The 25977-nt window shown below is 55.1% G+C and carries 26 protein-coding genes; 19 read left to right on the forward strand and 7 right to left on the reverse strand.

The window, feature by feature from the left end; all coding sequences use genetic code 11:
* A complete protein-coding gene (locus EDF82_RS00550) occupies positions 1–1176 on the reverse strand; it encodes an efflux RND transporter periplasmic adaptor subunit (RefSeq protein WP_123753690.1) in 1176 nt (391 codons plus the stop codon).
* A gap of 343 nt (positions 1177–1519) precedes the next feature.
* On the opposite strand from EDF82_RS00550, the gene EDF82_RS00555 reads away from it, so the two are divergent.
* The 8 genes from EDF82_RS00555 to EDF82_RS00590 all read left to right on the forward strand — a co-directional run bounded on the left by EDF82_RS00555 (position 1520) and on the right by EDF82_RS00590 (position 7768).
* A complete protein-coding gene (locus EDF82_RS00555; protein ID WP_123753691.1) occupies positions 1520–1879 on the forward strand; it encodes a helix-turn-helix domain-containing protein in 360 nt (119 codons plus the stop codon).
* A gap of 350 nt (positions 1880–2229) precedes the next feature.
* Positions 2230–3048, forward strand: a complete 819-nt coding sequence (locus tag EDF82_RS00560; protein ID WP_174508622.1) for a transporter substrate-binding domain-containing protein — start codon at positions 2230–2232, stop codon at positions 3046–3048.
* A 10-nt stretch (positions 3049–3058) separates the two neighbouring features.
* The gene (locus EDF82_RS00565; RefSeq protein WP_123753693.1) at positions 3059–3718 is read left to right on the forward strand and encodes an amino acid ABC transporter permease; all 660 of its coding nucleotides are present in this window, start codon (positions 3059–3061) and stop codon (positions 3716–3718) included.
* Entirely contained in the window at positions 3715–4356 is a 642-nt protein-coding gene (locus EDF82_RS00570) for an amino acid ABC transporter permease (protein ID WP_123753694.1), read from the forward strand. Before EDF82_RS00565 ends, EDF82_RS00570 begins: the two co-directional genes overlap by 4 nt.
* A gap of 31 nt (positions 4357–4387) precedes the next feature.
* A complete protein-coding gene (locus tag EDF82_RS00575) occupies positions 4388–5173 on the forward strand; it encodes an amino acid ABC transporter ATP-binding protein (protein WP_123753695.1) in 786 nt (261 codons plus the stop codon).
* Positions 5170–6417 (forward strand): M20 family metallo-hydrolase, encoded by a 1248-nt coding sequence (locus EDF82_RS00580; RefSeq protein WP_123753696.1) that lies wholly within the window; start codon positions 5170–5172, stop codon positions 6415–6417. Before EDF82_RS00575 ends, EDF82_RS00580 begins: the two co-directional genes overlap by 4 nt.
* A gap of 2 nt (positions 6418–6419) precedes the next feature.
* Positions 6420–7121, forward strand: a complete 702-nt coding sequence (locus tag EDF82_RS00585; RefSeq protein ID WP_174508563.1) for a DUF1989 domain-containing protein — start codon at positions 6420–6422, stop codon at positions 7119–7121.
* A gap of 59 nt (positions 7122–7180) precedes the next feature.
* Complete coding sequence (locus EDF82_RS00590; protein WP_123753697.1) at positions 7181–7768, forward strand: cupin domain-containing protein; 588 nt, start codon at positions 7181–7183, stop codon at positions 7766–7768.
* Between the two features lie 55 nt (positions 7769–7823).
* Here EDF82_RS00590 and EDF82_RS00595 read toward each other — a convergent pair whose 3' ends face one another.
* Positions 7824–8300 carry a nucleoside deaminase gene (locus tag EDF82_RS00595; RefSeq protein WP_123753698.1) on the reverse strand — a complete coding sequence of 159 codons (477 nt, stop codon included), beginning with the start codon at positions 8298–8300 and terminating at the stop codon, positions 7824–7826.
* The gene (locus tag EDF82_RS00600) at positions 8297–9616 is read right to left on the reverse strand and encodes a nucleobase:cation symporter-2 family protein (protein WP_123753699.1); all 1320 of its coding nucleotides are present in this window, start codon (positions 9614–9616) and stop codon (positions 8297–8299) included. Before EDF82_RS00600 ends, EDF82_RS00595 begins: the two co-directional genes overlap by 4 nt.
* A gap of 106 nt (positions 9617–9722) precedes the next feature.
* Here EDF82_RS00600 and EDF82_RS00605 point away from each other — a divergent pair, with 106 nt between their 5' ends.
* Positions 9723–10637, forward strand: a complete 915-nt coding sequence (locus EDF82_RS00605; RefSeq protein WP_123753700.1) for a LysR family transcriptional regulator — start codon at positions 9723–9725, stop codon at positions 10635–10637.
* Positions 10638–10686: 49 nt separating this feature from the next.
* On the opposite strand, the gene EDF82_RS00610 is transcribed toward EDF82_RS00605, so the two are convergent.
* Entirely contained in the window at positions 10687–10899 is a 213-nt protein-coding gene (locus tag EDF82_RS00610; protein WP_123753701.1) for a hypothetical protein, read from the reverse strand.
* A 540-nt stretch (positions 10900–11439) separates the two neighbouring features.
* Here EDF82_RS00610 and EDF82_RS00615 point away from each other — a divergent pair.
* The 8 genes from EDF82_RS00615 (at position 11440) to EDF82_RS00650 (ending at position 19859) form a co-directional block, all read left to right on the forward strand.
* Positions 11440–12777 (forward strand): carbohydrate porin, encoded by a 1338-nt coding sequence (locus tag EDF82_RS00615; protein WP_123753702.1) that lies wholly within the window; start codon positions 11440–11442, stop codon positions 12775–12777.
* Between the two features lie 11 nt (positions 12778–12788).
* Positions 12789–14984, forward strand: a complete 2196-nt coding sequence (locus EDF82_RS00620; protein ID WP_123753703.1) for a CBM35 domain-containing protein — start codon at positions 12789–12791, stop codon at positions 14982–14984.
* 146 nt (positions 14985–15130) lie between these two features.
* Positions 15131–16300: a mannose-6-phosphate isomerase, class I gene (gene manA / locus EDF82_RS00625; RefSeq protein WP_123753704.1), complete on the forward strand. Its 1170-nt coding sequence runs from the start codon at positions 15131–15133 to the stop codon at positions 16298–16300.
* Positions 16301–16863: 563 nt separating this feature from the next.
* Positions 16864–17067, forward strand: coding sequence for a hypothetical protein (locus tag EDF82_RS00630; RefSeq protein ID WP_123753705.1), 204 nt, complete (start codon positions 16864–16866; stop codon positions 17065–17067).
* A 12-nt stretch (positions 17068–17079) separates the two neighbouring features.
* Entirely contained in the window at positions 17080–17475 is a 396-nt protein-coding gene (locus tag EDF82_RS00635; protein ID WP_123753706.1) for a hypothetical protein, read from the forward strand.
* A 104-nt stretch (positions 17476–17579) separates the two neighbouring features.
* Positions 17580–17861, forward strand: a complete 282-nt coding sequence (locus EDF82_RS00640) for a hypothetical protein (protein WP_123753707.1) — start codon at positions 17580–17582, stop codon at positions 17859–17861.
* Positions 17862–18171: 310 nt separating this feature from the next.
* Positions 18172–18591: a translesion error-prone DNA polymerase V autoproteolytic subunit gene (locus tag EDF82_RS00645; protein ID WP_123753708.1), complete on the forward strand. Its 420-nt coding sequence runs from the start codon at positions 18172–18174 to the stop codon at positions 18589–18591.
* A 2-nt stretch (positions 18592–18593) separates the two neighbouring features.
* Positions 18594–19859, forward strand: coding sequence for a Y-family DNA polymerase (locus EDF82_RS00650; RefSeq protein ID WP_123753709.1), 1266 nt, complete (start codon positions 18594–18596; stop codon positions 19857–19859).
* A gap of 103 nt (positions 19860–19962) precedes the next feature.
* Here EDF82_RS00650 and EDF82_RS00655 read toward each other — a convergent pair whose 3' ends face one another.
* Complete coding sequence (locus EDF82_RS00655; RefSeq protein WP_123753710.1) at positions 19963–20454, reverse strand: cold-shock protein; 492 nt, start codon at positions 20452–20454, stop codon at positions 19963–19965.
* Between the two features lie 215 nt (positions 20455–20669).
* Entirely contained in the window at positions 20670–21677 is a 1008-nt protein-coding gene (locus EDF82_RS00660; RefSeq protein WP_123753711.1) for a LacI family DNA-binding transcriptional regulator, read from the reverse strand.
* Positions 21678–21911: 234 nt separating this feature from the next.
* Between EDF82_RS00660 and EDF82_RS00665 the strand changes: the two genes are divergently transcribed.
* Positions 21912–23972, forward strand: coding sequence for a TIM-barrel domain-containing protein (locus tag EDF82_RS00665; RefSeq protein ID WP_123753712.1), 2061 nt, complete (start codon positions 21912–21914; stop codon positions 23970–23972).
* A gap of 24 nt (positions 23973–23996) precedes the next feature.
* On the forward strand, positions 23997–25373 hold the full coding sequence (locus tag EDF82_RS00670; RefSeq protein WP_227540115.1) for an MFS transporter: 1377 nt from the start codon (positions 23997–23999) through the stop codon (positions 25371–25373).
* A gap of 64 nt (positions 25374–25437) precedes the next feature.
* Here the strand turns inward: EDF82_RS00670 and EDF82_RS00675 are convergent, their stop codons facing one another.
* The gene (locus tag EDF82_RS00675; RefSeq protein WP_123753714.1) at positions 25438–25977 is read right to left on the reverse strand and encodes a DUF2058 domain-containing protein; all 540 of its coding nucleotides are present in this window, start codon (positions 25975–25977) and stop codon (positions 25438–25440) included.

A 25977-nucleotide genomic window follows, 5' to 3' on the forward strand; every position in this document is an offset into this window, starting at 1 on the left:
TCAGTTAAGGGCAGGGCTGGTGGTCATTGCGACGGTTTTCGCGTCTACCGGCATGCCCGGCATAAACACTTTTTGTAAACCGTCGACGATGACTTTATCGCCCGGGTTCAGCCCCTGCTGGACGATGCGTAACCCGGCAGCCAGGCGGCCCGGCTTGATATCGCGGCGCTGTGCTTTGCCCTCTTTATCCACGATGTAAACGTATTTGCGGTCCTGATCGGTAAGCACCGCTTTGTCGTCTATCAGCGTGGCTTTGAATTCGGCGCTGCCCGGCAGACGCACGCGGGCAAATAATCCCGGCGTAAACAGCCGCTGGGCGTTATCCAACAGCGCGCGCATGCGGATCGTGCCGGTGCTCGGCGTTAACTGATTATCGAGAAAGTCGACTTTTCCCTGATGGGGGTAACCGTCCTCGCCAACCAGGCCAATCTCCACCGGCAGCGCCAGATGGTTACTGGCGGCACCCTGGCCGCTGCGGGCAAGGTTTTGATAGTGAAGATAGGTCGACTCGTCCACGTCAAAGTAGACGTAGACCGTCTTCTGCGAGACCACGGTGGTGAGTACGCTGGCGCTGTCGCCCGCCGTCACGAGGTTGCCGCTGGTGATCAGCGCCCGGCTGGCCCGGCCATCGATGGGGGCGGTCACCTTGGTAAAGTCCTGGTTCAGCTGGGCAGCATCTACCGCTGCCTGCGCGGCGCGAATATCGGCCTGGGCCTGGGTGGCGGCGGAACGGCGCTGTTCCCACTCTTCACGGGATACCACGTTGGTATTGATGAGTTTATCGGTGCGATTGGCCTCGCTGCGCGCCAGGCTGGCCTGGGTTTTGGCTCTGGCCAGCGTGGCCTGCGCCTGCTCCAGCGCGGCGCGATAGGTGCGGTCATCGATAGTGAACAGCACTTCGCCTTTTTTCACTTCCTGGCCGTCGGTGTAGTTCACTTTCTCGATGTAACCGGAGACGCGCGGGCGGAGCTGCACGCTCTCCACCGCTTCAATCCGCCCGTTAAAACTATCCCACTGGCTAATGGATTTCACCACCACGTCAGCGGCGCTGACCACAGGGGCCGCGGGGGCGGCGTTCTGCGCGACGCTGTTGTCGCAGCTGGCAAGCAGCAGTGCGATGAGTGCGCCCCCTGTTAAGCGCAGAGGAAAGTTAACCCAGTATTTTTGCAGGCTCATTATTTTTATTCCGGTGATTATTGCCGCCGGGCAAGACATAGCGAAGCACGCTACGCCACTTCCTGTGTCCGGTCGGCCTGAGGTCATTTGTGCCGTTCATCGCCACAAAACTGTAACAGTTACGAATACACTATCACGGCGATTGTAGGAAGGTGACAGACTAAGTGCAATAATAATTGTTTCACTTTAAGTGCTGTTTTTTTGCCGACGCTGTCAGGTTTGTCACACATCGGCAGACTGGGGATTTTAGTGCAACAATAAAACTTGCAATTAACACAAAAAACAGCCACTTTTAAATGCAATAAATAGAAATACTTTTATGCTGTGCACAAGGGGACCCAACATGAGCACCGGCACTTTTATGCATGATTTACTCGACTGGATTGATAACCACCTTGAAAGCCGCCTCGATATTGACACGGTCTCCAGGCGGGCAGGGTACTCAAAATGGCACCTGCAGCGGATCTTCAAAGCGCATACCGGCCACGCCATTGCCGAATACATCCGCGCCCGCAAGCTGCAAAAATCACTGGAGCGCTTAACCGACAGCGACGAGCCGATCCTGAACGTGGCCATCGCGCTGGGCTTTGATTCCCAGCAGTCCTTCAACCGCAGCTTCAAGCGCCAGTACGGCCAGGCCCCGGGCGTCTGGCGCCGTAATCTGGCCGCCGCCGCGACGAACCCGGCCTGCCAGCACCGCTGATATCCGTGCATTCAGGGGATCAAAAGCGCTCGGGGTGAAGGCCGTGCGCGCTTTCTGGAGGCATTGATCCGATCCTCGCCGGCGGCTTAGACCTGTGCAACTGCACCGTTAGCGTGCAGCCTCAGCATTGAATGTGTGCAGGGCGTTGCTTTGCGCCCGTTTTTTCATTCCTGCCCATCCTCATTTTTATTGTTGATTATCAAACTGTTATTTTTTTAACCGACCAATGTCCCTCATTGGCATGTTTCATGCTCTTATCATTCTGTTCAAGTTACTTGACTAACGTTCAAACAACTTTCAGAGAGCGAACCATGAAACCGACCCGTTTTTCCGTATCTGCCTGTGGGGCAATGTTGCTATCCGCCAGCCTGTTTTCGTCTGCCGCCTTTAGCGCCGATCTTCTGCAACGCGTGAAGGAGGCGAAAGTCATCACCGTGGCGACCGAAGCGCGATATGCCCCGTTTGAATATGTTGATAACGGCAAAATCGTCGGCTACGACGTGGACTTGATGAACCATATCCTCGAAAAGTCGCTGCCTGGGGTGAAGGTTAAACAGCTGGATCTGCCTTTCCAGGGCATTCTCCCGGGGCTGGATGCCGGGAAGTTCGATTTTGTCGTCACGGCGGTGACCGTGAACAAGCAGCGGATGGGGCATTTTGCCTTTACGGCCCCGATTGCGGAATCCACGGTTGCGCTGCTGAAACGGGCCGATGATAGCGCCATTAAGACCCCGGCAGACCTCAGCGGCAAAGTGATTGGCTCCCAGGCCGGTTCGGGCCAGCTCCAGGTATTGCAGTCCTTCGACAGCGCGCTGCGGGCGGAAGGTAAACCAGGCATTAAAGAGATCAAACAGTACGTCGCTTTCGATGAAGCCTACGCTGACCTGGCGTCTCATCGTCTGGACGGCGTCGCCCAGTCCCTCTCAAACCTTGGGCCGCTGATCAAAACGCGCCCTGGGGTCTTCGCCACCTTACCGGAGATGATCGGTCCACAGACCTACTTCGGCTGGGTAGGGCGCAAAGACGCGGATAGCGCCTCGCTGGTGAAAGTGATCAGCGACGGGATCGTCGAGGCCAACCGCGACGGCACGATGAAAGCGCTGCAACAAAAATGGTTCGGCTTCACCATGACCATTCCGGCAAGCGACATGCCTGCCCCGGCGCTGTGAGTCGTTGACGATGACGGATTTCATCACCAGCTTTGTCCGCTGGCTCCCGGTTCTGCTGGAGGGGGCATTAACGACGGCAACGCTGTGCCTGACGGCGATGGCGGCCGGATTTTTAGTGGGGACGGGCGTCTGGCGCCTGTCGATAAGTTCGTCACGGCTGTATCGCTGTGTGGCCCATGGCTGGGTCAGCCTGTTTCGCGGCACGCCGGTGCTGGCTCAGCTGTTGCTGTGCTTTTATCTGCCCTCCTGGTTCGGGCTGGATATTCCCGGTTTTGTGGCGGCGGCGCTTGCCCTGACGCTCAATACGGCTGCCTACCAGTCGCAGATCCTGAAAAGCGGCTTTGCCAGCCTGGCCCAAGGCCAGCTGGAGGCGGCGGCTATCTGCGGCCTCACGCCGGCGCAAATTCTATGGCGCATTCAGATACCGCAGGTGGTGCGCGCCACGTTGCCTTCATTGATCTCTGAACTGATTGATGTGGTGAAGGCCTCGGCGGTGGTGTCGGTGATTGCCTTGACTGACCTGATGCGCGTGGGGCAGCAGCTGGCTTCTTCGACCTACCAGCCGCTGCAGGTGTACCTCGCCGTCGCGCTGGTCTATCTGCTGCTTACCAGCTTGCTGGCCCTGCTCGGGCGTCAGGCGGAGCGTCACTGGCAGAGGGAACAACGATGAGTGAATTGATGCAGTATCTGCCCGAGTATCTACAGGCCCTCGGCGTCACGTTATGGCTGAGCCTGTGCGCCGCCTGCGGCGGCATGGTGGTCGGATTTATGATGCACAGCTTGTGCCGTCACCACGCGGTGGCCTTTCGTCTGTGGCGCACCTACGTCTGGGTCATTCGCGGCACGCCGTTCCTGGCGCAGCTGGCGGTTATCTATTTTGGACTGCCGTCGGTCGGCATCATGCTCAGCGCCGTCGAGGCGACGATCCTCTCGCTGATGCTCTATAGCGCAGCCTACTTTAGCGAAATCTTTCGGGCGGCGTGGAACAGCATCCCGTCCGGACAGCGGGAAGCGGCGCTGGCGAACAATATCTCTTCGTTCCGCTGCTTCTGGCATATCCAGACGCCGCAGGCCCTGCGCTTTGCCCTGCCGCTGCTCGGTAACCAGTTTATTTTGACCATCAAAGAGAGCGCGATCGCCTCGGTCATAACGGTTCCGGAATTGACCATGACCACGAGTCAGATTGTCGCCAATACCTATAGCTACGTTCTGCCTTACACCCTGCTGATTATCAGCTACTGGCTGCTGGCCCAGGGAGTAAGCCTGAGCGTCAAAACGCTAAGCCACGTCCTGAGAACCGGAGAATAACGTGAGCAATACATCCGCACCTGTACTTGAAATGCGACATGTAGGCAAGTCATTCGCCGACCATGTGGTTCTGCATGATTTCAATCTGAGCGTCCACCACGGGGAGATCGTCACGCTGATCGGACCCTCGGGGTCCGGGAAGACGACCGCCCTGCGCTGCATGAATTTTCTGGAAGCCTACGATCGCGGGGAGGTGCTGATCAAAGGGCAGCTCCTTGGCTATTCCGGCACCCAGCGAGGCCCGTCCTGCATTGACAGCGCCAGCCTGATTGCGGAAGTCCGTAAGCCGCTGGCCATGGTCTTTCAGCAGTTCAATCTCTGGCCGCATATGACGGTGCTGGAGAACGTCACCGCGCCGTTGGTACTGGGGAAAAAAATGCCCCGCCATGAGGCAAAGCAGGCAGCCCTGGCCGCGCTTGCCCGGGTGGGGATGGCGCAAAAAGCCGGCGACTGGCCGGTACGCCTGTCCGGCGGGCAGCAGCAGCGGGTCGGCATTGCCCGCGCGCTGGCGCTGAACCCGGAACTGCTGCTGCTGGATGAGCCCACCTCGGCGCTTGACCCGGAACGTGTCGAAGAGGTGCTCGACGTCATCCGCGACCTGGCCGGGCAGGGGATGACCATGGTGATGGTGACCCATGAAATGGCCTTCGCCGCCCATATCTCTTCGCGGCTGGTATTTATGGCCGACGGACAGATTATCGAAAGCGGGACGCCGCGGCAGATGTTCACCCGTCCCCAGAGCGAGCGGTTGCGTAGCTTCCTTGCGCCGCTGTTTCGCCGTCCCTTACAAACCGAAGAGCTGGAGAAATTAGCATGATGGAAGCCAGCTTACAGGTTGCTCAGCATCTCGATGACGCGTGGCTGCAACAGCAGCTGGCGGAGCTCGCCGGGTTTGGCAGACTGGCCAACGGCGGCGTGGATCGCCAGGCGCTGAGCGACGTGGAACTTGATGCGCGGGCCTGGCTTATCGGCCTCGCGCGTGAACTCGGCTGCGAGATCTACGGCGACGCGGCGGCAAACCTGTTTTTCCGCCGCCCCGGACGCAGGGCTTTACCACCGGTCGGCACCGGCAGCCATATCGATACCCAACCCTGCGGCGGCAACTACGATGGTTGCTACGGGGTGATCGCCGGGCTGGCATGCCTGAAAGCGCTCAATGACGCCCAGGTAGTCACCGAACGTTCGGTCGAGGTGGTTATCTGGACCAACGAAGAGGGAACCCGCTTCGCGCCCGGCGCGATGGGATCCAGTGCTTTTGTCGAACCCGCGCGGCTGGTCGGCTATCTGGCGGCTATTGGGGAAGATGGCGTGCCCTTTAACGAGGCGTTAGCGCGCCACCAGCAGCGTTTCCCGGAGATAGCGCCGCGGCCAGATCGTGAGCTGGCCTGCTTTGTCGAACTGCATATCGAACAGGGACCGGTTCTGGAGGCTCAGGATTTATCGCTGGCGGTGGTGCAGGGTATCCAGGGCGTGCGCTGGTATCAGGTGACCTGTCAGGGGGTATCGGCCCATGCGGGAACCACGCCGATGGGCCTGCGTCAGGATGCGATGAGCCTCGCACGGGAGCTGGTGAGCCACATTGAACGGACGATGGGCGATACCGACGATGCGCAGCTGCGCATGACCTTCGGCCGCTGGCAGGTCACTCCTAACGCCATCAACACCATTCCCTCGCAGGTGAGCTTTACCCTGGATTTCCGCCATCCCGCGGATGAGACCCTGCGCCGGCTCGATGCCCTGATGGCCGGGCTGACCAGCGAACGGGTGACCGTCGATACGCTGTTAGCCAAAGCGCCGGTGGCTTTTGACGCGTCAATGAATCAGGTGTTAACCAACGCCGCAAATGCGCTGGATACAGCCCATATGGCGCTGCTGTCCGGAGCCTTTCATGACGCGATGTATCTGGCGGAGCACTGTCCCACCAGCATGTTATTTGTCCCCAGCCATCAAGGCATTAGCCATAACCCGGCTGAATTTACCGAACCACGCTCGTTGGCCGCAGGCGCTCGTACATTAGCCTGCGCCCTGACCGAGCTTTCCGCTACTTTTGAAGGAGTTTAACCATGACCACGACGACCCATTATCCCGCTTGCTGTGACCACGACAATGGCGACGCCCTCGGCGTGAACCCGACGGCGACCACTCCGATCTCGCCGGATGGCGCGCCGGTGATTAACGAACTCTACACCATCCCACCGCGCTGCGGTCGTGCGGTGCTGCTGAAAAAAGGTCAGGTGATCCGCATCATCAACACCCCGGGGAGCCAGGTGTGCGATACCTGGTTTTTCAATCACGCCGATCTGAGCGAGTTTGCCTCGATGGAGCACACCCGTGCGTTCATCGACAAAATCATCCCCCAGCCGGGCGATGTGCTGGCAACCAACCACCGCCGGGCCATCGCCACGCTGCTGACCGATACCTCGCCGGGCGTGCATGACACGATGATCGCCGCCTGCGACCTCTACCGTTACAGTAATATGGGGATCACGGAGTACCACGATAGCTGCGCCGACAACCTGCGGATGGCGCTGCAGGCGATTGGGCTGCGCGCCCGCGAAGTGCCCCAGCCGCTGAACCTGTGGATGAATACGCCGGTCAATCCGGACTACACCATTTCCTGGTTGCCTACGGTCAGTAAAGCGGGTGATTATGTAGAGATTCGTGCTGAACTGGACTGCGTGGCGGTGATGTCCGCGTGCCCTCAGGATATCGTGCCGATCAACGGCTGTTCGCCACAAGAGGTCCAGTTCATCGTGATGGCGTGATGGATAATGTCCGGGCCCGCCGCAAGCGGGCCTGTTGCGGGATTGAATGAAACTCATACATGAAAAATACGACTGAACTGAAATCTTCGGGAACGCGTCTCGGCATGCGCTTGCGCCATGCCAGGCTGGTGCAGGAAATGACGCTTAAGCAGCTGGCGCAGAAGGTGGGGTGCTCGGAAAGTTTGCTGTCGAAGCTTGAGAATGAAGCGGCAAGTCCGTCGCTGGCGATGCTGCATCGGTTAGCCAAAGCGCTGGACACCAGCATTGCTGACCTGATGGCGGAGGACTGGGTGGCTGATGCGCCGATCCTGAAGCCCGAACAGCGCCAGCGTAAGCGCTTCCTGCAACGTAACAAAAAGGGCGGCATTGAGCTGGAGAACCTCACCTGGCACCACAAAGGCGGGCTGCTGCAGGGCAATATTCATATTATTGAGCCCGGCGTGGAGAGCGATGGCCTGATTGAACACCATGGCGAAGAAATGGGCTATGTGCTGGAAGGCGAAGTGGAGCTGCGGCTCGGCGACGACGTATGGCGCCTGACGCAGGGGGATTCCTTCTATTTTCCAAGCCAGGTTCCCCACGGGTACCGTAATGTGGGCAGCGTGGTGGCGAAAGTTCTGTGGGTAAACACCCCCGTCACCTTCTGATATGCCCCGGTTGTCATTCGAAGCACGCCACCCGCTCCCAACACTCGTCGCAGCTTTAGCGCGTCAGCCAGAACTCGCGTTGTAAGGCCAGAGTTTCTTCTTCGATCTCCGCCACCGGCCCGAGCAGCGAAATCGCTTTCTGCCCGTGGCTGAAGATCCAGGAGGCCGGAACGCTCATCGTCGGGTTTTCCTGATGGCTGCCGGTGCAGGCCAGCAGCTGTTCTTCACTCATGCCGTAAACCACTCTGCCAATATTGGCCCAGTAAATGGTACCCGCGCACATGCAGCAGGGCTCAACCGCCGTGTAGAGCGTGCATTGCCAGAGATACTCCGCCGGGTAGTTGCTGGCGGCGATGCGCGCCAGCGTCGACTCCGCATGGTTAACGGTATCAATGTTGCACTGGGTAAGCAGCACAGTGTGGCCATCCGGCGCCACCAGTACCGCGCCGAAAGGGTGTTTGCCGAGGGCAATTGCCCGGCGGCCCACCTCGTTGGAAAGTCTGAGAAACTGAATATCACCAGGGGTAATCAAAGTGCTGTCTCCGTGTCAGATGGGCGGCGATGAAGTAAGGCATTCAGCAGGACGGCGGTGAAGCCGCCGATAAAAATCCCGCTGTCCATAAACAGTTTTACCGAGGGCGGAAGGTGCTGGAACAGGGCCGGGAAGGCTACAGGCAGCACGCCGACCGCAATGGATACCGAGACGATCAGGACATTTTTCTCATCGTTAAAATCGACGGCTTTTAACTCCCGCACGCCGGCTGCCAGGGTCATCCCAAACATCAGTACCGCCACGCCGCCGAGCACCGGGCTGGGAATGATCGCCACGATGGCGCCGAGCTTGGGAAACAGACCCAGGGCCACCAGAATCAGCCCCGCGGCGATCAGGACGCTGCGGCTGGTGACCCTGGTCAGCATCAACAGACCGGCATTTTGAGAAAAGGCGTTGTAGGGGAAGCTGTTCAGGCACCCGCCGACCAGGGTCGATAGCCCGTCGGCGCGGATCGCGTCAGCCAGACGCCGGGAGGTGGTGGGTTGGCCAATCAGCTTATCGATCAGCAGAATATTGCCCGTGGTCTCGGTCATTACGATCAACATCGACAGGCACAGCACCACAATCGGCGCGAGCGAAAACTGCGGCATCCCAAAGGCGAACGGCAGGCTGAAGCCGACCCAGGAGGCCTGCGTCACGGCGTCGAAATGGCTTAAGCCGCACAGCCAGGCTCCCAGCGTGCCGATCAGCAGCCCGAACAGGATACTGAAGTTACGCATCACGCCGCGGGTATTGCAATAAAACAGCAGGGTCACGACGAGGGTGGCAAAGCCGAGCAGCAAATTACGCGGCTGGGCAAAATCGGGCGCATCCGGGATCCCGCCTCCCAACCAGATTGCCGCGGCCGGCATCAGTGAAATACCAATCAGCGCGATGACGCAGCCAATCACCAGCGGCGGGAAAAAGCGCACCAGGCGGCTAAATATCGGGGCCACCAGCAGCGTGAACAGGCCGCAGGCGATCACCGAACCGAAGATAGTGGCGATGCCGTACTGCTGCCCGATCATCAACATCGGCGCCAGCACGATAAAAGAACATCCCTGGATCAGCGGCAAGCGACTGCCGAAACGGCCAATCCCGATCGCCTGTAAAAGCGTGGCCAGCCCCGAAGTCAGCAGGCAGGCATTGATCAGGGTAATCGTTTCGCTACTGCTCAGCTTCAACACGGCCGCCAGAATCAGCGGGACGGTGACGGTGCCGGCATACATCACCAGGACGTGCTGGAGTCCAAGAGAGGCAATGCGTTTTACGCTAAGCGAGTGGGTGGTGCTGTGGTTTTCTAAAACGGTAGCCATGGTAATCCCCTGAAAATACGCGAAGGAAGAGGCCGCCACTATATGTGGGGAAACGTGATATAAGTTAGTCAGCTGTTTTCAGTTTTATTGAAATCTGGGGAGCAAAATGCGCTATTCATTGGAGCAACTTATGGTCTTCGAGCAGGTTGCCCGCTCCGGCTCGTTTTCTGCTGCCGCACGGGTACTGAAGCGATCGCAGTCGTCGGTGAATATGGCGATGAGCAATCTTGAAGACGAATTTAATGTCCGCTTATTCGAGCGCTCGCCGCGCCAGGTCACGCTGACCGGGGAGGGCGCGGTGCTACGCGAATACATCAAAACCGTGCTCGAACAGTGCAACGTGCTGGAGCAGCGGGTCGGTGCCTACAATGTGCAGACCGAAGCCAGCCTGACCCTGGCGATCGAAGTGCCTTACCCGACTATCGCCCCGGTTTTATATGAATTTGCTATGACTTTTCCTCAGGTTGATATCCATATCCGCGAGCCGCATCAGGGGGATGTGACGGGGCTGGTGAGCAGAGGCGAGGTGGACGCCGGGATCGTGATTTCCCGCAGAATTGACGGCGATCGGCTGCAGTTCGTCCAGTTAGGCAAGGTTATTATGGTGCACGTGGTCAGCGCCTCACACCCGCTGGCGAGCCAGGGCCCGGTCTCTTTCGCCGATCTGCATCGCTGGCGCCATATTACCTTTGGTCCCCAGCAACAGCACATTGCCACCACCGAATACCTCGGCAGCCCGATGCTGTGGCGCGTCGAAAGCTATAACGCGATGATCGCCGCCGCCAGCGCGGGACTCGGCTGGGCCTCCCTCCCGCGGTTGTTTGTCGAAAAAGAGCTTAACGAAGGCCAGCTGGTTGAGCTGCGACAGCAGGAGTATCCCCACACCGACTGGGTGGTCGGGGTCGATTTGCTGTGGTCGAAGCACCAACGGTTGGGAAAATCGCTGCACTGGCTACGGGATCGGCTTATCCAGCATAAAATCTTCGAGCAGGATAATAGCGGCAACCGCACCACGTTATAGCCCCGCGCGCGCTAACCCCAGCGACAGTCTCTGTCACATCGCATGTGCATCATTTTTGCTGTTTAGCCGTTTTTGTTGGCGGACAGCTGTCGGTGCCCTGCATGATGACTTTTTCATTTTGCGTGTCGGTTCCATAGATGCAAATTTTACCCTCATCGGTCTGGACTTCTTCCTTGAGTGGCAAAATAACGTCCTGAGCAATGGCATCGCATGACATCGCCGCAATGAAAGCGAGGGTTGGCACGGCTAACGTTCGTTTCATCGGTTTTCTCCTGAGGTCAATCTCATCTTGAGATCTTCTGCATAATCATCGTGTAAGGGGATATCTGCTTTTATGGTGGTGTGACGACTTCTGACCAGAACGTGTGACCACGCTCTGCAACAACAACGCCTTTCTCTTTCTGGTCTGGACTATAGCTATTACCCGATGCAACGGAAAGCGCTTTCCGTTTGTGGGGGGAGTAATTGTGATTAGGATCACCAGAAATCATCAATTGCCGACAATCTGATGTGGATGTTCTGGAGGGATGGCGGCAATCTCATCATTGGATACATCGTTTCCGTTGCCATCCGCTTTGTGCCATCTCTGGCCTCGTGAATATGCTATTTCGCTGCTATCCATAACCTCTTTAAGCATTTTTGTGTGACTTAAATCACTAAAAAATCCTTTTTTATCTCGGGTTTGTGATTTGATCCGGTAAATATGGAAAGCGCTTTCCGTTAAGGGATGTACATTTCCTTTTTTGATCCGTACATTTCCACTGCAACGTTAAGCAGTGCAAATAATAAACAAAGGGATCATATGAGAAAGCTAATTAAATCAATACCTCTGTCCTTGATCGCCGTAACGGTAATGAGCAGCTACGCCAGCGCAGATGATAAATACGACTTTCAGCTGCATGGTTACATGCGTTCCGGGATTCTGGCTAACAGCGACGGAAACCGTTCCAACTCTGTGGGGTTAATGCCGGATGGCAAATGGCGTCTTGGTAACGAAGAAGACACCAAAATTGAACTGATTCCGACGGTGACGCTGAAATCAGATACCGGCGCGGTGGCCCGTATTCAGGCCAACCTGACGCACCAGACCAAATGTACCGCCGACTGGAACTGTCGCGATGACGACGGGCATGACGTTCAGTTCCGTGAAGGGTTTGCTGAACTCAGCAACCTCGATTTTGCTCCGGATATCACCTTCTGGGCCGGTAAGCGCTACAGCAGCTCTAACACCTCCAGCCACCAGTTTGACTGGGAGTACATCCAGTACAACGGAACCGGCGGTGGTTTCGACAATATGGACCTCGGGTTCGCCCGTTTTGATGCCGGGGTTTATGCCTTCTCGCCAACGGATGAAACCGATGCCTATCCGGTTGATCAGGGCGACAAGGGTTACCCGGATGATTACTCCCTCAACCTGTGGTTCAAGAAAATTGGGGGCACCGGTCTGGACCTCGAATTTATCGGTCACCATATGAACCGCAACGAAAACCATCCGACGTCGGCAGAAAAGGGCTACGGCTTTACCGGGGTATACAACTTTGATGGTTTCTATGGCCTGACCGGCGGGTATTCCCGCATTGCCTTCCAGTACGGTAAAGGGCTTGCGGCGGCTGACTCGCTGGGTAAAAACGGCTGGGGCTGGGCGAACCTTGAAGATACCCAATCCTGGCGGGTGGTGCTCGATAACCTGGCGACGATGGGCGATCTGGAAATCTCCACCTTCGCGTTCTACCAGAAAGACAAGAATTACCGCTGGTGGACCAGCGATGAAAATGGCTGGGGGCGCTCCATGTGGGTCGCCGGGATTCGACCTTATCACCAGATCACCAGGAACTTCGCCATGCAGTACGAGCTGGGTTATGAGTATCTCGACGACAAAAACTACATGGGGGTTGATGGCAAAGGTAAGGGCGGGCTGACCAAAGTGACCATCGCGCCAACGCTGACCTTTGATTCCGGGTTCTGGGCCCGTCCGCAGCTGCGCTTCTTCGTCACTTATGCCAAGTGGGATAAGGGCGTATCTGATGCGCTTGATGGTAGCTACAACTGGAGCACCGGCAGCATCACCTCGGGCAGTTATACCCGCTCGGGTAGTTCTGACACCCTGAATTTTGGTATTCAGGCTGAAGTCTGGTTCTAAGGAGAAGAACGATGTTTATCCCCGTAAAAAAAATCCTGTTGGTTTCACTGCTGTCAGCGCTGGGATGCGCTGGCGCAATGGCGGCGGAACAGTCCCATTTTGAGCACTTCATCACCCGTGATGGGGCGCAACTGAAGGATGGCAATCACGTCTTCCGCTTTGCCGGGATCCATGCCCCGGAACTGCACCGCATCGAAGATGATGCACGCGGAACCTGTAAAGCCGACCCCCGAGGATGGGGGCAGTACTTCAAGTGGCCCACCGCTGAAGAGCAGGAAAACTGGATCAAGGCGATGGTGAAAACGGGCGCGAAGGCACAGCGGGTTTATGTGCTCTCCGTGCAGCAGGAAAATGACAAAGCCTGCGGTCGCGAAACGCATATCCTTGCGCCCGAAACGCCTGACGGCATGCCACGGCTGAACGAAACGGCGATGAAAGTGTACGACAACATGATCGCCGAAGCGGACAAGCAGGGCTTAAGGCTGATTCTGCCGTTTATCGACCACTGGTGGTGGTGGGGCGGGCGTGAACAGCTGGCGGCGTTTTACCATGAAAAACCAGAAGATTTTTACCGTACAGACAGCAAAACGTATCAAGCATATCAGGACATCATCCGTCAGGTGATCACGCGCGTTAACAGCATTACGGGCCGTCACTATTACGATGAAAAAGCCATTATGGCCTGGGAAACGGGTAACGAGCTGGAAGATACCAATGCGAGCTTCCTTAAAGAGACCGCAGCCTGGATCCGTAAATGGGCTCCGCATCAGCTGATTGTCGACGGGACCTATAAAAAGATTAATGATTTTTCCATCAACGATCCCAACGTCGACATTGTCAGTAACCACTATTACACCAACGCGGGCAACAACCATCCCGACCAGGTACGCAAAGATCTGGAGGCCATCGGCGGTAAAAAGGTTTACCTGGTTGGCGAGTTTGGTCTGCTGGACCACAACGAGCTGAACAACATCATGCAGTCTATCGTGCATACCGATGTTAACGGGGCGCAGGCGGCTGGCGGCTTTATCTGGGGGTTCCGCGGCCATCGTCATGACGGCGGGTTCTACTGGCACAAAGAGTATACCGGCCACTATAGCTACCATCTGCCGGGCTTCCCGGTAGAAGGCAAAGCTAACCAGGAAATGGAGGTGGTCAATCTGGTTCGCAATGCGTCCGCGCAGATGGCCGGCCTGAGCGCAGCGCCTGCGCTTCCCATTCCGGAAGCTCCGAAGCTGAGAGCGACGGATTCGCCTTTTGCCATCAACTGGATGGGGGCGCCGGTCGGTCGTTATTACGATATTGAACGAGCCACCAGCGCGAAAGGGCCGTGGAAGATCGTCGGCAAGGATGTCTCTGACGGCGTCAATGAGTGGGACCCGTCAAAAATGGCGCTCTTCCGTGATGATTACAGCAGCCTGCAATTAGGGAAAACCTACTACTACCGCGTCATTGCGAAGAACGAAAGCGGTGCATCAGCGCCTTCTAACGTCATCAGCGTTAAGCATACTCAGGAAAACCTGGCGCCGGTGGTGACGCTGGGCGCTGCCCTGACCACCACGCAGGATAAAGGGGTGCCGCTCGTTGCCACATGGCGTGATGACGAGCTCCCCGCGCGTCACGTCACGGTGGCGTGGAGTACCGGCGGCAACGACAAGGCACACGTGTGTGACAGCAGCAAAGCAGAAACCCGGGCCTGGTTCTCAGCCCCAGGCGAGTATGACCTGACCTTTACCGCCAACGATGGCCTGCTGAAAGCGAGTAAAACCGTGAAGGTGTCGGTCACCGAGCCTGCCGGCAAGCTGCCTGCCGATTATTGCAAATTCAGCGGCGAGGTGCTGGATGTTAAGCAGGGTGAACTAAACGTCGTGAAAAGCAGTGAAAACCAGCTGGCTATTGCTGACGATGGCTTCCTGGGTCCTTTTGCCAATGATGGCGATAAGGTGACGTGGAAGGTGAATGCCCCCTGGGAAGGCAAATATGTCCTGCATGTGAAGTTCAATGGGAAGTGGGGCGGTAAGAAAAACTCCTTCGTGGTTAACGATGGGTCGCCGATTGGTATTGAATTCCCGCAGACGGATGAAAAAGGCCAGCAGATCGTCGTGCCTGTCACCCTGAAGGCCGGTGAAAACGTGGTGAGCTTCGGTAAGTTTTCTGGCGACTGGGGCTATATGTTTATTCAATCTATTGCCGTGACCGCTGAGTAATGGCTTTGGCTGCGCCCATTGGGCGCAGCATTTTTTACAGGAGGGGTTATGACCCGGTACCCATTGCAAGATAACGCCCCGCTCTGGTTTTCAGAACGGGCATGCCGTTCTCACTTCACTCCCGATGTATTGATTAAGGTCACCCTATGACTCAGGTATTTTATCGTCTGCGTAATAACATCAAGAATTATGCCTGGGGCAGCCGGACCGCCCTGAACACGTTATTTCATGTGCCAAACCCTGACGATCAGCCACAGGCCGAGATGTGGATGGGAACGCATCCGGCGGGATGTTCCGAGGTGGAGTGTGGGCAAAGCGCCCGGTCGTTGCAGACCTTAATTGCAGAAGATTTGACCGCTATGCTGGGCGAACGCGCCGCCACGCGCTTCGGGCAGCTCCCGTTTTTGCTGAAGTTTCTTGCCGCCGACAGCGCGCTGTCTATTCAGGTACATCCCAATAAAATGCAGGCGGAAGAAGGGTTTTCCCGGCAGGGGAACCAACCGGGAGAGGCCTATAACGACGACAATCATAAGCCTGAGCTGGTGTATGCCCTGACGCCATTTATGGCCATGAATGGCTTTCGCCCGTATCAGGAGATTGTGAATCATTTCCTGCGGCTCAATGCGCCCGAGCTGACCGGCGCGCTGACCGAACTGCGCAGCAATATGACCGCCGACGGGCTGATGCCCTTTTTCCTCAGCCTGATGCAGTTGGATCCGGCGCAGCGCGAAAGCGTGCTGGCCCGCTTGTCCGCATGCATTGATAGCGGGGGACTCAGCCATCTGAACCCGTTTATTAGCCGGCTTCAGCGCGACTATCCGGGCGATATCGGCATCCTGGCGCCGCTGTTTTTGCACTGCATTACGCTTAACCCCGGTGAAGCGATGTTCCTGTGGGCCGGCACGTTGCACGCCTACGTGAGCGGCACCGCGGTTGAAGTGATGGCCTGCTCCGATAATGTGCTCCGGGCCGGGCTGACGCCAAAAAATATCAATCTGGCGGAGCTGGTAAAATGCACGGTATTTACGCAGACGCAGGCCGAGAGTCTTAAAATGTGCGCCGGGAACGTCGATGTGACGCATCGCTACCCGATCCCTGTGGAGGATTTTCAGTTCAGCGTTATCGACCGCTGTCAGCAGAAAATCATCCCCGTCACCAGCGCGCAAATACTGCTGGTATTACAAGGTTCGGCGACTCTGTGCCACCCTTGCGGTGAAACGCTTTCGCTCTCTGCCGGACAGTCCGCTTTTATCCCGTTTTCGGCGCAGGGATATCAACTGACTCAGGAGGGGAAATGCTGCCTCGTGAGTTATTAACGACGGCGTGAATCTGCCAGTATTTATTTTAGCCCTCAGCCTTCATTCTTAACTCTCCATCGTTATCCCTCATTCCGGGCAGGCTTGCCCGGCTTTGGCCACACTGCCGTAGGCGGTGCTGGCCTGTTTTTAATCGTGTTATATCAATAACCGCGAATAGCGATCGTGGCGGTGATTAATAATAGGCTGCATTTAATTAGCGTGGTAAATACCTTGAGCTTATAGGATTCGTCTTAAATAAATGCGGTGAAAAGCTTTTTTAGTGGGGATTATTAAGAAAATGTAATGATTCCTACGACCAGCGTCAAAAGATATTTAAAGCATTAAAATAAAAATAACAAAATAAGCGATGGAATATTATAAAGTTAATAACAAAAATGCGTCATCCACTTTAAGTGGATTTAAAACAATGAGTTAAAACAGAGCTTTCAGCCAGGTCTGACCTCTTTTCTTGTTTTGCTATGTCAAATAAGATGCGGTTGTCCAACACAGTCTGTTGAATAAATTTGCCGGGTTTGCAACGGCATCGGTCAGGTTAAAAATAAAATAAGACAGGGTTAAAAATGAAAAAGAGAGCAATCGCAGTGATGGGGGTGATGGTCAGTTCATTATTTCTTTCGGGGTGTGTCATCGCACCGGCGAAGGAGGGGCATCATCACCATCATGCCGACAAGATGATTACACGCGACGGGGTTTCTTTGCCGGATTGCGAAACCTTACCTGATGCCAGTCAGGCCGATAATGGCTCACGTTGTTGGTACCGTTGAAAGGGTCAGTAGATGAAAGCGAAATATATTATCGGTGTGGCGCTGGTCGCCGGTTCATTGTTTCAGCCGGTATTTGCGATCAGCGAAGCTTATCGCGCACAGCTGGAACGTTCAGGATGTACTCAAGTCAGTGAAGCGAACGGGACATGCCATGTCGGGCATGCCTCTCACCAGTATCAGGACGCGGATAACCATAAGCGCAACGCCAGACGCGAGGCCGCGGAGGATATTGCGCACGATCTCGATGCTAATATTGCCGGGATGTATCAGGGGCAGGCCGTAGATTTTATGCAAGAAGAAGGCTGGCATTCCATCAATGATGAACATACCCGTTGGAAAAAATCAGGCTTCACGGTGGCGTTTGATATGACCACCTCCGGGAGACTGGCCGGGGTTACGGTGCAATAAAAACGACACAGTCGTGAATGATGGCACAGGGATGTGATATCCCGACAGTGTATCTAACGTGAGTATTTATACCCGAACGATCACCAGTATATTGAGAAAATATCATGTCTGAGGAAGTGAAGATAAAAAGAACGCTTCTCGGGAAAATATTTCTATGGCTGTTTATTGCATTTTGTATCTGGTTTATCTATTTCACCCTGGATGAAGGGGTATTCCTTTTTAGTGAAATGAATAATGGTGTGTCAATTGAAATGTTTTCAACAGAGCTTTCTATCGTGCTAGTGATTACGGTGGTGCTATTTATTTTGGGGGCGGCGATCGGTTTTCTGGCGTGGCTGACGCGACCGACGGCAGATCAGGAATCCCGGGATCATTTCTGGTCGTGAACCATACTGGCGCTGTTTAAGGGGATGGCGCAGCGTGAATACAGGGCGCGGATCGATCCCGCGCCGTGATGATGAGGCGATACCATAACGATAATCCTGCTAACCCGGTTAGCAGGATGATTCGGGTTGGCGGCCCCGTCGCTTACTTCCTCAGCAGTCAGTCAGACCCCCGTGCAGCATTAAGAATTTTCTCGCCAATAGCATCAATATGTTACGTCTGTCTGGGAAATTGATAGCCGCAGCCTATATTGACCTGCCGACCTGATAAAACTACTGTATATATAATCAGTATTTATGTGGTGGGTTTATCATGAAGTTTTACACGCCAGCCGAGTTACACCAGATGGCTCCGCTCCCCTTATTCAGTGACGTTGTACAGTGCGGCTTTCCCAGCCCGGCGCAGGATTATGTCGAAAAACGCATCGACTTAAACGATCTGTTGATTAGCCACCCCAGCGCGACCTATTTCGTGAAAGCCGCCGGGGACAGCATGATCGACGGGGGCATCGGGGAGGGCGATCTGCTGATCGTCGACAGTTCACGCAAGGCCGCGCACGGTGACATTGTGATCGCCGCGGTCGACGGAGAGTTTACGGTCAAAAAGCTGCAATTGTGGCCGCTGGTACAGCTTAACCCGATGAACAGCGCCTATTCCCCGATCCTCGTTGGCAGCGAAGAGACCCTCAATGTCTTTGGCGTCGTCACCTACATCATTAAATCTGCAGGCTGAATATGTTTGCGCTCTGTGATGTTAACGCGTTTTATGCCAGTTGCGAGACGGCCTTCAGGCCGGACTTAAGCGGCCGACCGGTGGTGGTATTGTCAAATAACGATGGCTGCGTGATCGCCCGATCGGCCGAAGCGAAGCCGTTTGTGAAGATGGGCGAGCCGTACTTTAAACAAAAAGAGCAGCTTCGTCGGCACGGCGTGATCTGCTTTAGCAGCAATTACGAGCTCTACGCGGACATGTCGAATCGGGTCATGACGACGCTGGAAGAGCTGTCTCCGCGCTGTGAAATTTACAGCATCGATGAGGCTTTTTGCGATCTGACCGGGGTGCGCAACTGCCGCGATCTCAGTGACTTTGGCCGGGAAATTCGCGAAACGATAGGGCGCAGAACTCATCTCACCATCGGCGTCGGTATTGCCCAGACCAAAACTCTGGCCAAGCTGGCCAACCATGCAGCAAAACAGTGGCAGCAGCAAACGGGCGGCGTGGTGGATTTATCGAACCGGGAGCGGCAGAGAAAATTGATGGCTCGCCTGCCCGTCGGGGAAGTGTGGGGCGTCGGCCGCCGCATCAGCACAAAGCTCGAGACCATGGGCATAAAAACCGTCCTGCAGCTCGCGGATACCGATATTCGTTTTATCCGCAAACATTTCAACGTGATCCTGGAGCGGACGGTGAGAGAGCTGCGCGGCGAGCCTTGTCTGGCACTGGAAGAGTTTGTGCCGCTGAAACAGGAGATTATCTGCAGCCGATCGTTTGGCAGCTATATTACGGCGTATCCCGATATGCACCAGGCGATATGCAGCTACGCCGCGCGTGCCGCCGAGAAGCTGCGCGCCGAGCATCAGTACTGCCGGTTTATTTCGGTGTTTATCAAAACCAGCCCCTTTGCGCATAACAGCCCCTATTACAGCAACAGCGCGTCGGTGAAGCTGCTCACGCCGACGCAGGACAGCCGGGATATTATTGCGGCGGCCATCCGCTCGCTGGATGCGGTCTGGAAAGAGGGGCATCGCTACCAGAAAGCCGGGGTTATGCTGGGGGATTTTTACAGCCAGGGGATTGCCCAGCTCAATCTTTTCGACGACAACGCACCGCGCAAGAACAGCGAGAAACTAATGGCGGTGCTGGACGATCTGAATGCGAAGAACGGAAGAGGCGCGCTCTATTTTGCCGGGCAGGGGATACAGACCGGATGGCAGATGAAACGCGATATGCTTTCTCCGCGCTACACTACCCGCTACAGCGATCTGCTGCGGGTGCGCTGATAAGGCTGTGCTGTGATGGTGGTGGAGAGGGGGTGCGGTGTCTGAAGGCTCGTTATGTCGCCATCCGGCGCAGGACGCGCCCGGGATGGCGGCACAGAAACCATTAACGGTTTCTGTTTTTGAGCAGCTTGACGGTCTCTTCGATGTCAATCTCATCTTCCGAGAAGATAAGAGTCGTGCCCTGGAAGGTGGTGATCGCCAGCTTTTTCAGCGAGCGCATCTCCCCCGGTTTCGCGGCGGATTTCGGTCTGATATTGCCCATCAGCATCCCTACCGACAGCACCGCATTCTCTTTATCAACGGAGGCATCGGCCGGAACTTCTTCGCTGTACACGAGGTAAGATTTGATCGAGGTGATCTTCAGGCGCTCGCCGGCAATATAGAGATTTTTGCTCTCCGGGACGACCTTCACCGCATAAGCGGACAGGCCTTTATTATTGGTGGTGGGTTCAAAGGTCACCGCCGCATCTTTCTTAATCAGGTCAGGGTTGGCGACCTTAATCACATGAAAATAACGGTTATCACCGTTTTCATCTTTGATAAATCCAAAACCTTTATCTTTAAACCAGGTTGTGATCGTGCCATTCATCGCCATTATCGCCTACTTAATCGTTTATCTACTCAGTTTTTGCAGCGCGCAGTGTAAAGCACAATGCCTGCGCAGACCACGCCTTTGGCTTAAGTCTGGACGATAAATTTGTGCTGCGCGAGTGGCTAACGGCGAAGAGAGGTGCCGTCAGCCGTTGTATCGTGGATTTTGACCCGCCGGGCGCGATGCCAGGCAGCCCCATCCCGGCGTCAGACGGCGGATTAATCGCTGACCGTATGGGTCTTATGGGGATTAAAGGACAAATCGCAGAGAATCTCGCGGCTGGGGCGCTTCTCTAATGATTCCAGCACCAGCTCCGCCATGGATTTACCCACCAGCGCATAGGGGACGTCATAACCTTCCGGGCGCGGATCGAGGAACGCCGGAATATCGCTGCTAAAAACGGCCGCGCACAAAGGACGCCGGAAACCGGATGTGCCGGCATACAGGCTGGCCCCGACCGTTTGTAGATCCGATATACAGAGAATATAGTCGGGGGCATCGCTCCCCAGCGCCTGAAAATAGTGCATGGCTTCAAACCCGGACTTTTCGCTGATGTCACCCCAGAACACCAGGGCCGGATCGCTGGAGATATTCAGCCGGGTGGTCTCTTTGCGCCAGGCGTCATAAACAATTTTCCCCTGCATGCTGTCATTACCCAGCGTGACTAACCCCACCCGCGAATGTCCGTTCTGACAGGCGCGCAAAACCGTATCGGTGACCACCCGGTCAAAGTTAAAATCGACCGCGCTATAATTATCATGCTGTATTTCACTGCGCCCAAAAGTAATAAACGGAAAACCGGTGCTATTTAAGAATGCTATCCGCCGGTCATTTATTTGGGTCCCGGTTAATATTAATGCATCTGCTTTTTGACGGGTGATAGCGTTATTTATCCAGTCGAGTTCTTCTTCTTGCGTTGCGAATAAATGAATAAAGCTGTCTATTCCGGTAATATTCAGTTGATGCTGCATTTTTGCTGCAATGCGCATAAAGAAAGAGGCGGTATAAAAATTATCAGCATCGCCTGGCGGCAGCAGGAGCACGGTGGAATAAGATCTGCCGCTGCGCAGGTTACGTCCTGCGGCATTGGGATTGTAATCGTACTTTTTGGCAGCATGCCTGACCCGTTCCCGCGTTTTGGCGCTGACCTCGGGATGGTCATTCAGCGCGCGTGATACTGTGGCAATTGAAATCCCTAGAATTTTTGCCAACTCAGTGATGTTCATCTGCTCCCCTGCATGGACAGTTATGCTGAATATATTAACAAAATAATGTTAATTCACGAAATTATATCAGACCAGCTTCTTAAATTGAAACCTCTATGTTAGCCACATCAAAAAACGGATCGTAGATCACGGATCGGCAAAATTATTGTCATTTGATCTGTTCAAAATAAAACAACTCGTTATTTTTAATGAAAACCGTAAACGTTTACGGAATCATCGCGAAAAGGTACCCATATGCGTTATATCGACTCACTTAAAATTGAAGATAACAAACTCAAGTGGCACTACAACGGCATGGTGTTGAGCATTGTACCGTGGGGTGAAAACGGCTTTCGGGTATTATCAGGGTATGCCGGAGATATTGAAAATGCGGCGTTGTCGGCGTTACTTGACGTCGGTTCGCCGACGGCAACGTTTCTGGAGTCGGATAATGACATGACTATCACCAATGGCAATATCACGGCGCGTGTCGACATTCAGGGACGGCTTGAATTCAGAAACAGCACAGGGAAATTATTACTCAAGGAGATGTGGCGACAGCGCGACAACGGAGAGCATTTCTGGGGCGCGGGCAATGCCCATCCGGAAAATATCAGCGCCCTGAAGATCTCCGGTCGTGAGTTTAAACCGCTCTCCGGCAATGCCTCCCGGATCGCGGTATCGTTTGAATCCGATCCCGATGAGCATATCTGCGGGATGGGACAATATCAGCAGCCTTTCTTAAACCTGAAAGGGTGCTGTGTTGAGCTGGCACAGCGCAACTCTCAGGCCTCAGTCCCTTTTATGATCTCCAGCCTGGGCTACGGTTTTCTGTGGAATAACCCGGCGATTGGTGAAGCCAGTTTTGCCCGCAACGTCACCCGATGGACTTCTCAGGCGGCCACCTGCATCGACTACTGGATAACCGCTGGCCCGTCACCCGCGGATATCCTGCGCAGCTACACCCGCGTGACGGGGACGCCGCCGGAAATGCCGGAATATGCGCTGGGCTTATGGCAATCAAAACTGCGTTACCGCACGCAGGAAGAACTGCTCAATGTCGCGCGGGAATATCAGCGAAGAGGGATCCCGTTATCGGTTATTGTCGCGGATTTTTTCCACTGGCCGGTACAGGGCGACTGGAAATTTGACAGCCGCGAGTGGCCCGACCCGCAGGCCATGACCGAAGAGCTGAAGGCGATGGGGACCGAGCTGATGGTATCGGTCTGGCCGACGGTAGATTACCGCTCGGAAAATTATGCCGAAATGAACGAAAAAGGCTATCTGGTCAATACCCTGAAGGGGTTGAATATCAACTTTGATTTCCTCGGTAATTCACGTTTTATCGACGTGACGCATCCGGGAGCCAGAAAATTCATCTGGGAAAAATGCCGGGAAAATTATTTCCGTAAGGGTGTCCGCCTGTTCTGGCTCGACGAAGCGGAGCCAGAGTACGGCGTTTACGACTTCGATAATTTTCGCTACCACATCGGCAATACCCTCGAAAAAGGGAATATTTACCCGCTGCACTACACCCAGGCCTTCTATGACGGCCTGATCGAAGAAAACGAAGCTCATCCCGTTAGTCTGGTGCGCTGCGCCTGGGCGGGAAGCCAGCGCTACGGCGCGCTGGTGTGGTCAGGTGATATTCATTCGTCGTGGGAATCGATGCGCAACCAGCTTTGCGCCGGCCTGAGTATGGGCATGGCCGGGATCGCCTGGTGGACCACCGACATTGGCGGGTTCCATGGCGGAAATGTCGATGACCCGGATTTTCATGAGCTTCTCATTCGTTGGTTCCAGTGGGCGGTATTCAGCCCGGTCTTACGCATGCACGGGCATCGCGATCCGATCGCCGAGCCAGAAATCCCATATCGTGACGGCATTCCTCAATGCAACACCGGAGCTGGTAATGAACTCTGGAGCTTCGGTGAAAAAACCTGCGAAATCCTCACTCGTTTTAGTCAGTTACGCCTGGCATTGCAGCCATATATCAAAACCCTGATGCATCAGGCGCATCTCACGGGGGAGCCGCTTATGCGTCCGATGTTCTATCACTACAGCGCGCAGCCTCAGAGCTGGGAGTTGGACGATCAGTATCTGTTTGGTGCCGACATCCTGGTGGCGCCGGTGATGTCAGCAAAACAGCAACATCGCCGGGTGTGGCTCCCAGAAGGAGAGATGTGGATGGATATGAACACCAAAGAGGCCGTGGCGGGAGGCCGTTTTATCTCGGTGCCGACGCCGCTGAACAGTATTCCGGTGTTCATCAAAATGAACAGCCCGGTTCAGGAATGCCTTCACTCACTTGTCTGATCTTTGAGGTGCAATATGGCTCATATTACTGATAGTCCGACCGCCGATACGGTAACTCGTGGCGGGGTGTTATTGACCGCCCGTGAAAAAATCAGTTACGGGTTTGGCGACGCTGGTGGAACCATTATCACAGGGTTAATTTCGAATTTTTTGACCTTCTTCTACACCGATATTTTTGGTCTGACGCCAGCCATCGTCGGGACACTGTTTCTGGTCCTTCGCGTGATTGACGCCATTTCCGACCCGTTAATCGGGATGCTTGCAGACCGCAACCGTTCAGCAAAAGGGCAGTTCCGACCCTTTATTTTGTGGACGGCGATACCGCTTGGGCTGATTTTATTTTTAACCTTCACGGTGCCGGATATCGGCATGGGCTGGAAGATACTGTACGCCACTGTGACCTACTTTGGCCTGTCATTGATGTATTCGTTGAACAACGTGCCCTATTGCGCGCTGATTACCAAACTGACCACCAACCCGCAGGAGCTGATCTCCTGTCAGTCTTACCGGTTTGTCCTGTGCGGTATTGCCGGGTTTGCCGTTTCGGTTGGCCTGCCGATCATGGTGTCGTGGTTTGGTCAGGGCGATCAGGCGAAAGGGTATCAGCTGGGGGTAGGGGTACTGGCATTTGCCGCCATTGTGATGTTTTTGCTGTGCTACGGTGGGGTCAAGGAGCGAGTCAATAATCTGAGCGCCCATGCATTTAACCTCAAAGAGAGCCTGCGCAGTATCCGCAAAAATGACCAGCTAATACTGACATTTTTCATGTCCCTGCTGCTGATCAGTATCTTTAATACCAAAGGCGGCGCCGCACTCTATTTTATTACCTATGTACTGCACGGGAATGCGACCTATATCTCTCTGTTTTTTGGTCTGGCGACGCTGGGGGGCGTCACCGGCTCTGTCCTGGTGACCTGTTTTACGCGCCATTTCGAAATCCGCAGTATCTACTTCGCGGTAAACGTTGTGCTCGCGGTGGCGCATTTTTGCGTATGGTTTGTTCCCGCCGGTTATACCACGCTGTGGCTGGTGCTCGTGTTTATTTGCTGTGTGGTGCTGGGCTTTTTGCTGCCGATGCATTTCACGCTGGTGGCCTTCGCGGATAGCTACGGCGAGTGGAAATCAGGAACCCGCACCTCGGGGATGAGTTTTGCGTTTAACCTGTTTTTTGTGAAACTCGCCTGGGCCGTTGCCGGCGTTATTATCAGCGTTACGCTAAGCGTGATTGCCTATCAGGCGGGTCCAGAAAACCAGACACCACTTACCCTGGGCGGGATCACGCTGCTTTCCACCGTGATTCCGGGGATACTGCATCTGCTGCTGGCTGTGGTGGTCTATTTTTTCCGGATTGATAATGCCATGGAAGCCAAAATGCGCCGTGAAATAACCGCCAGAGTCTGATGCGGGGGACAAACCGCAAAGAAGGAAAAAATACGTTTTTTCCTTCTTTGCCAGCCATCACCTGTTACCACATCAAATCATCAGGAATTTTAAAATCAGCGTACGGATCGTCTTCGTCCTGCGCTTCCTGAGTCAGGTCGCTATTGAACACAATGCTGCTGGCGTCACGCTGGGCAATCTTATCGGCCACGCTGGCAGGGATAATCGCGTATACGTTATCGCCATTGGCGTCAGTGGTCAGGCGCGCGATAGCAAGCCGGCCATTGGTGAGCTGCGCCTGGGTCAGCTTGTCCACCGTCATCTGCTTGATTAAGTTACCGTCGGTGAAGTTAAACGTAATATTGCCCTTTGAAATGGTGATGCGGTTCATTTCAATAAGCTGTTTTACCTGCGCTTTATACTCTTTTGATAACGTCGCCTGCTTTTGTTGTTCACTCAGCAGCTTGTCGCGTTCCTGCTGCGACTGCTTATTTTCAGCGACCGCCGCACGGGCCTCACGGGCCTGAACGCGTGATTTCTTCGCCGTTCTCTGGACCTTAGCCGCCTTCTTACTGGTGACTAATCCCGCTTTGAGCATCTGTTCTTGTAAAGTAAGTTTTGTCAT

It is taken from the genome of Klebsiella sp. BIGb0399 (assembly GCF_003752615.1).
Lineage (GTDB): Bacteria > Pseudomonadota > Gammaproteobacteria > Enterobacterales > Enterobacteriaceae > Klebsiella > Klebsiella lignicola.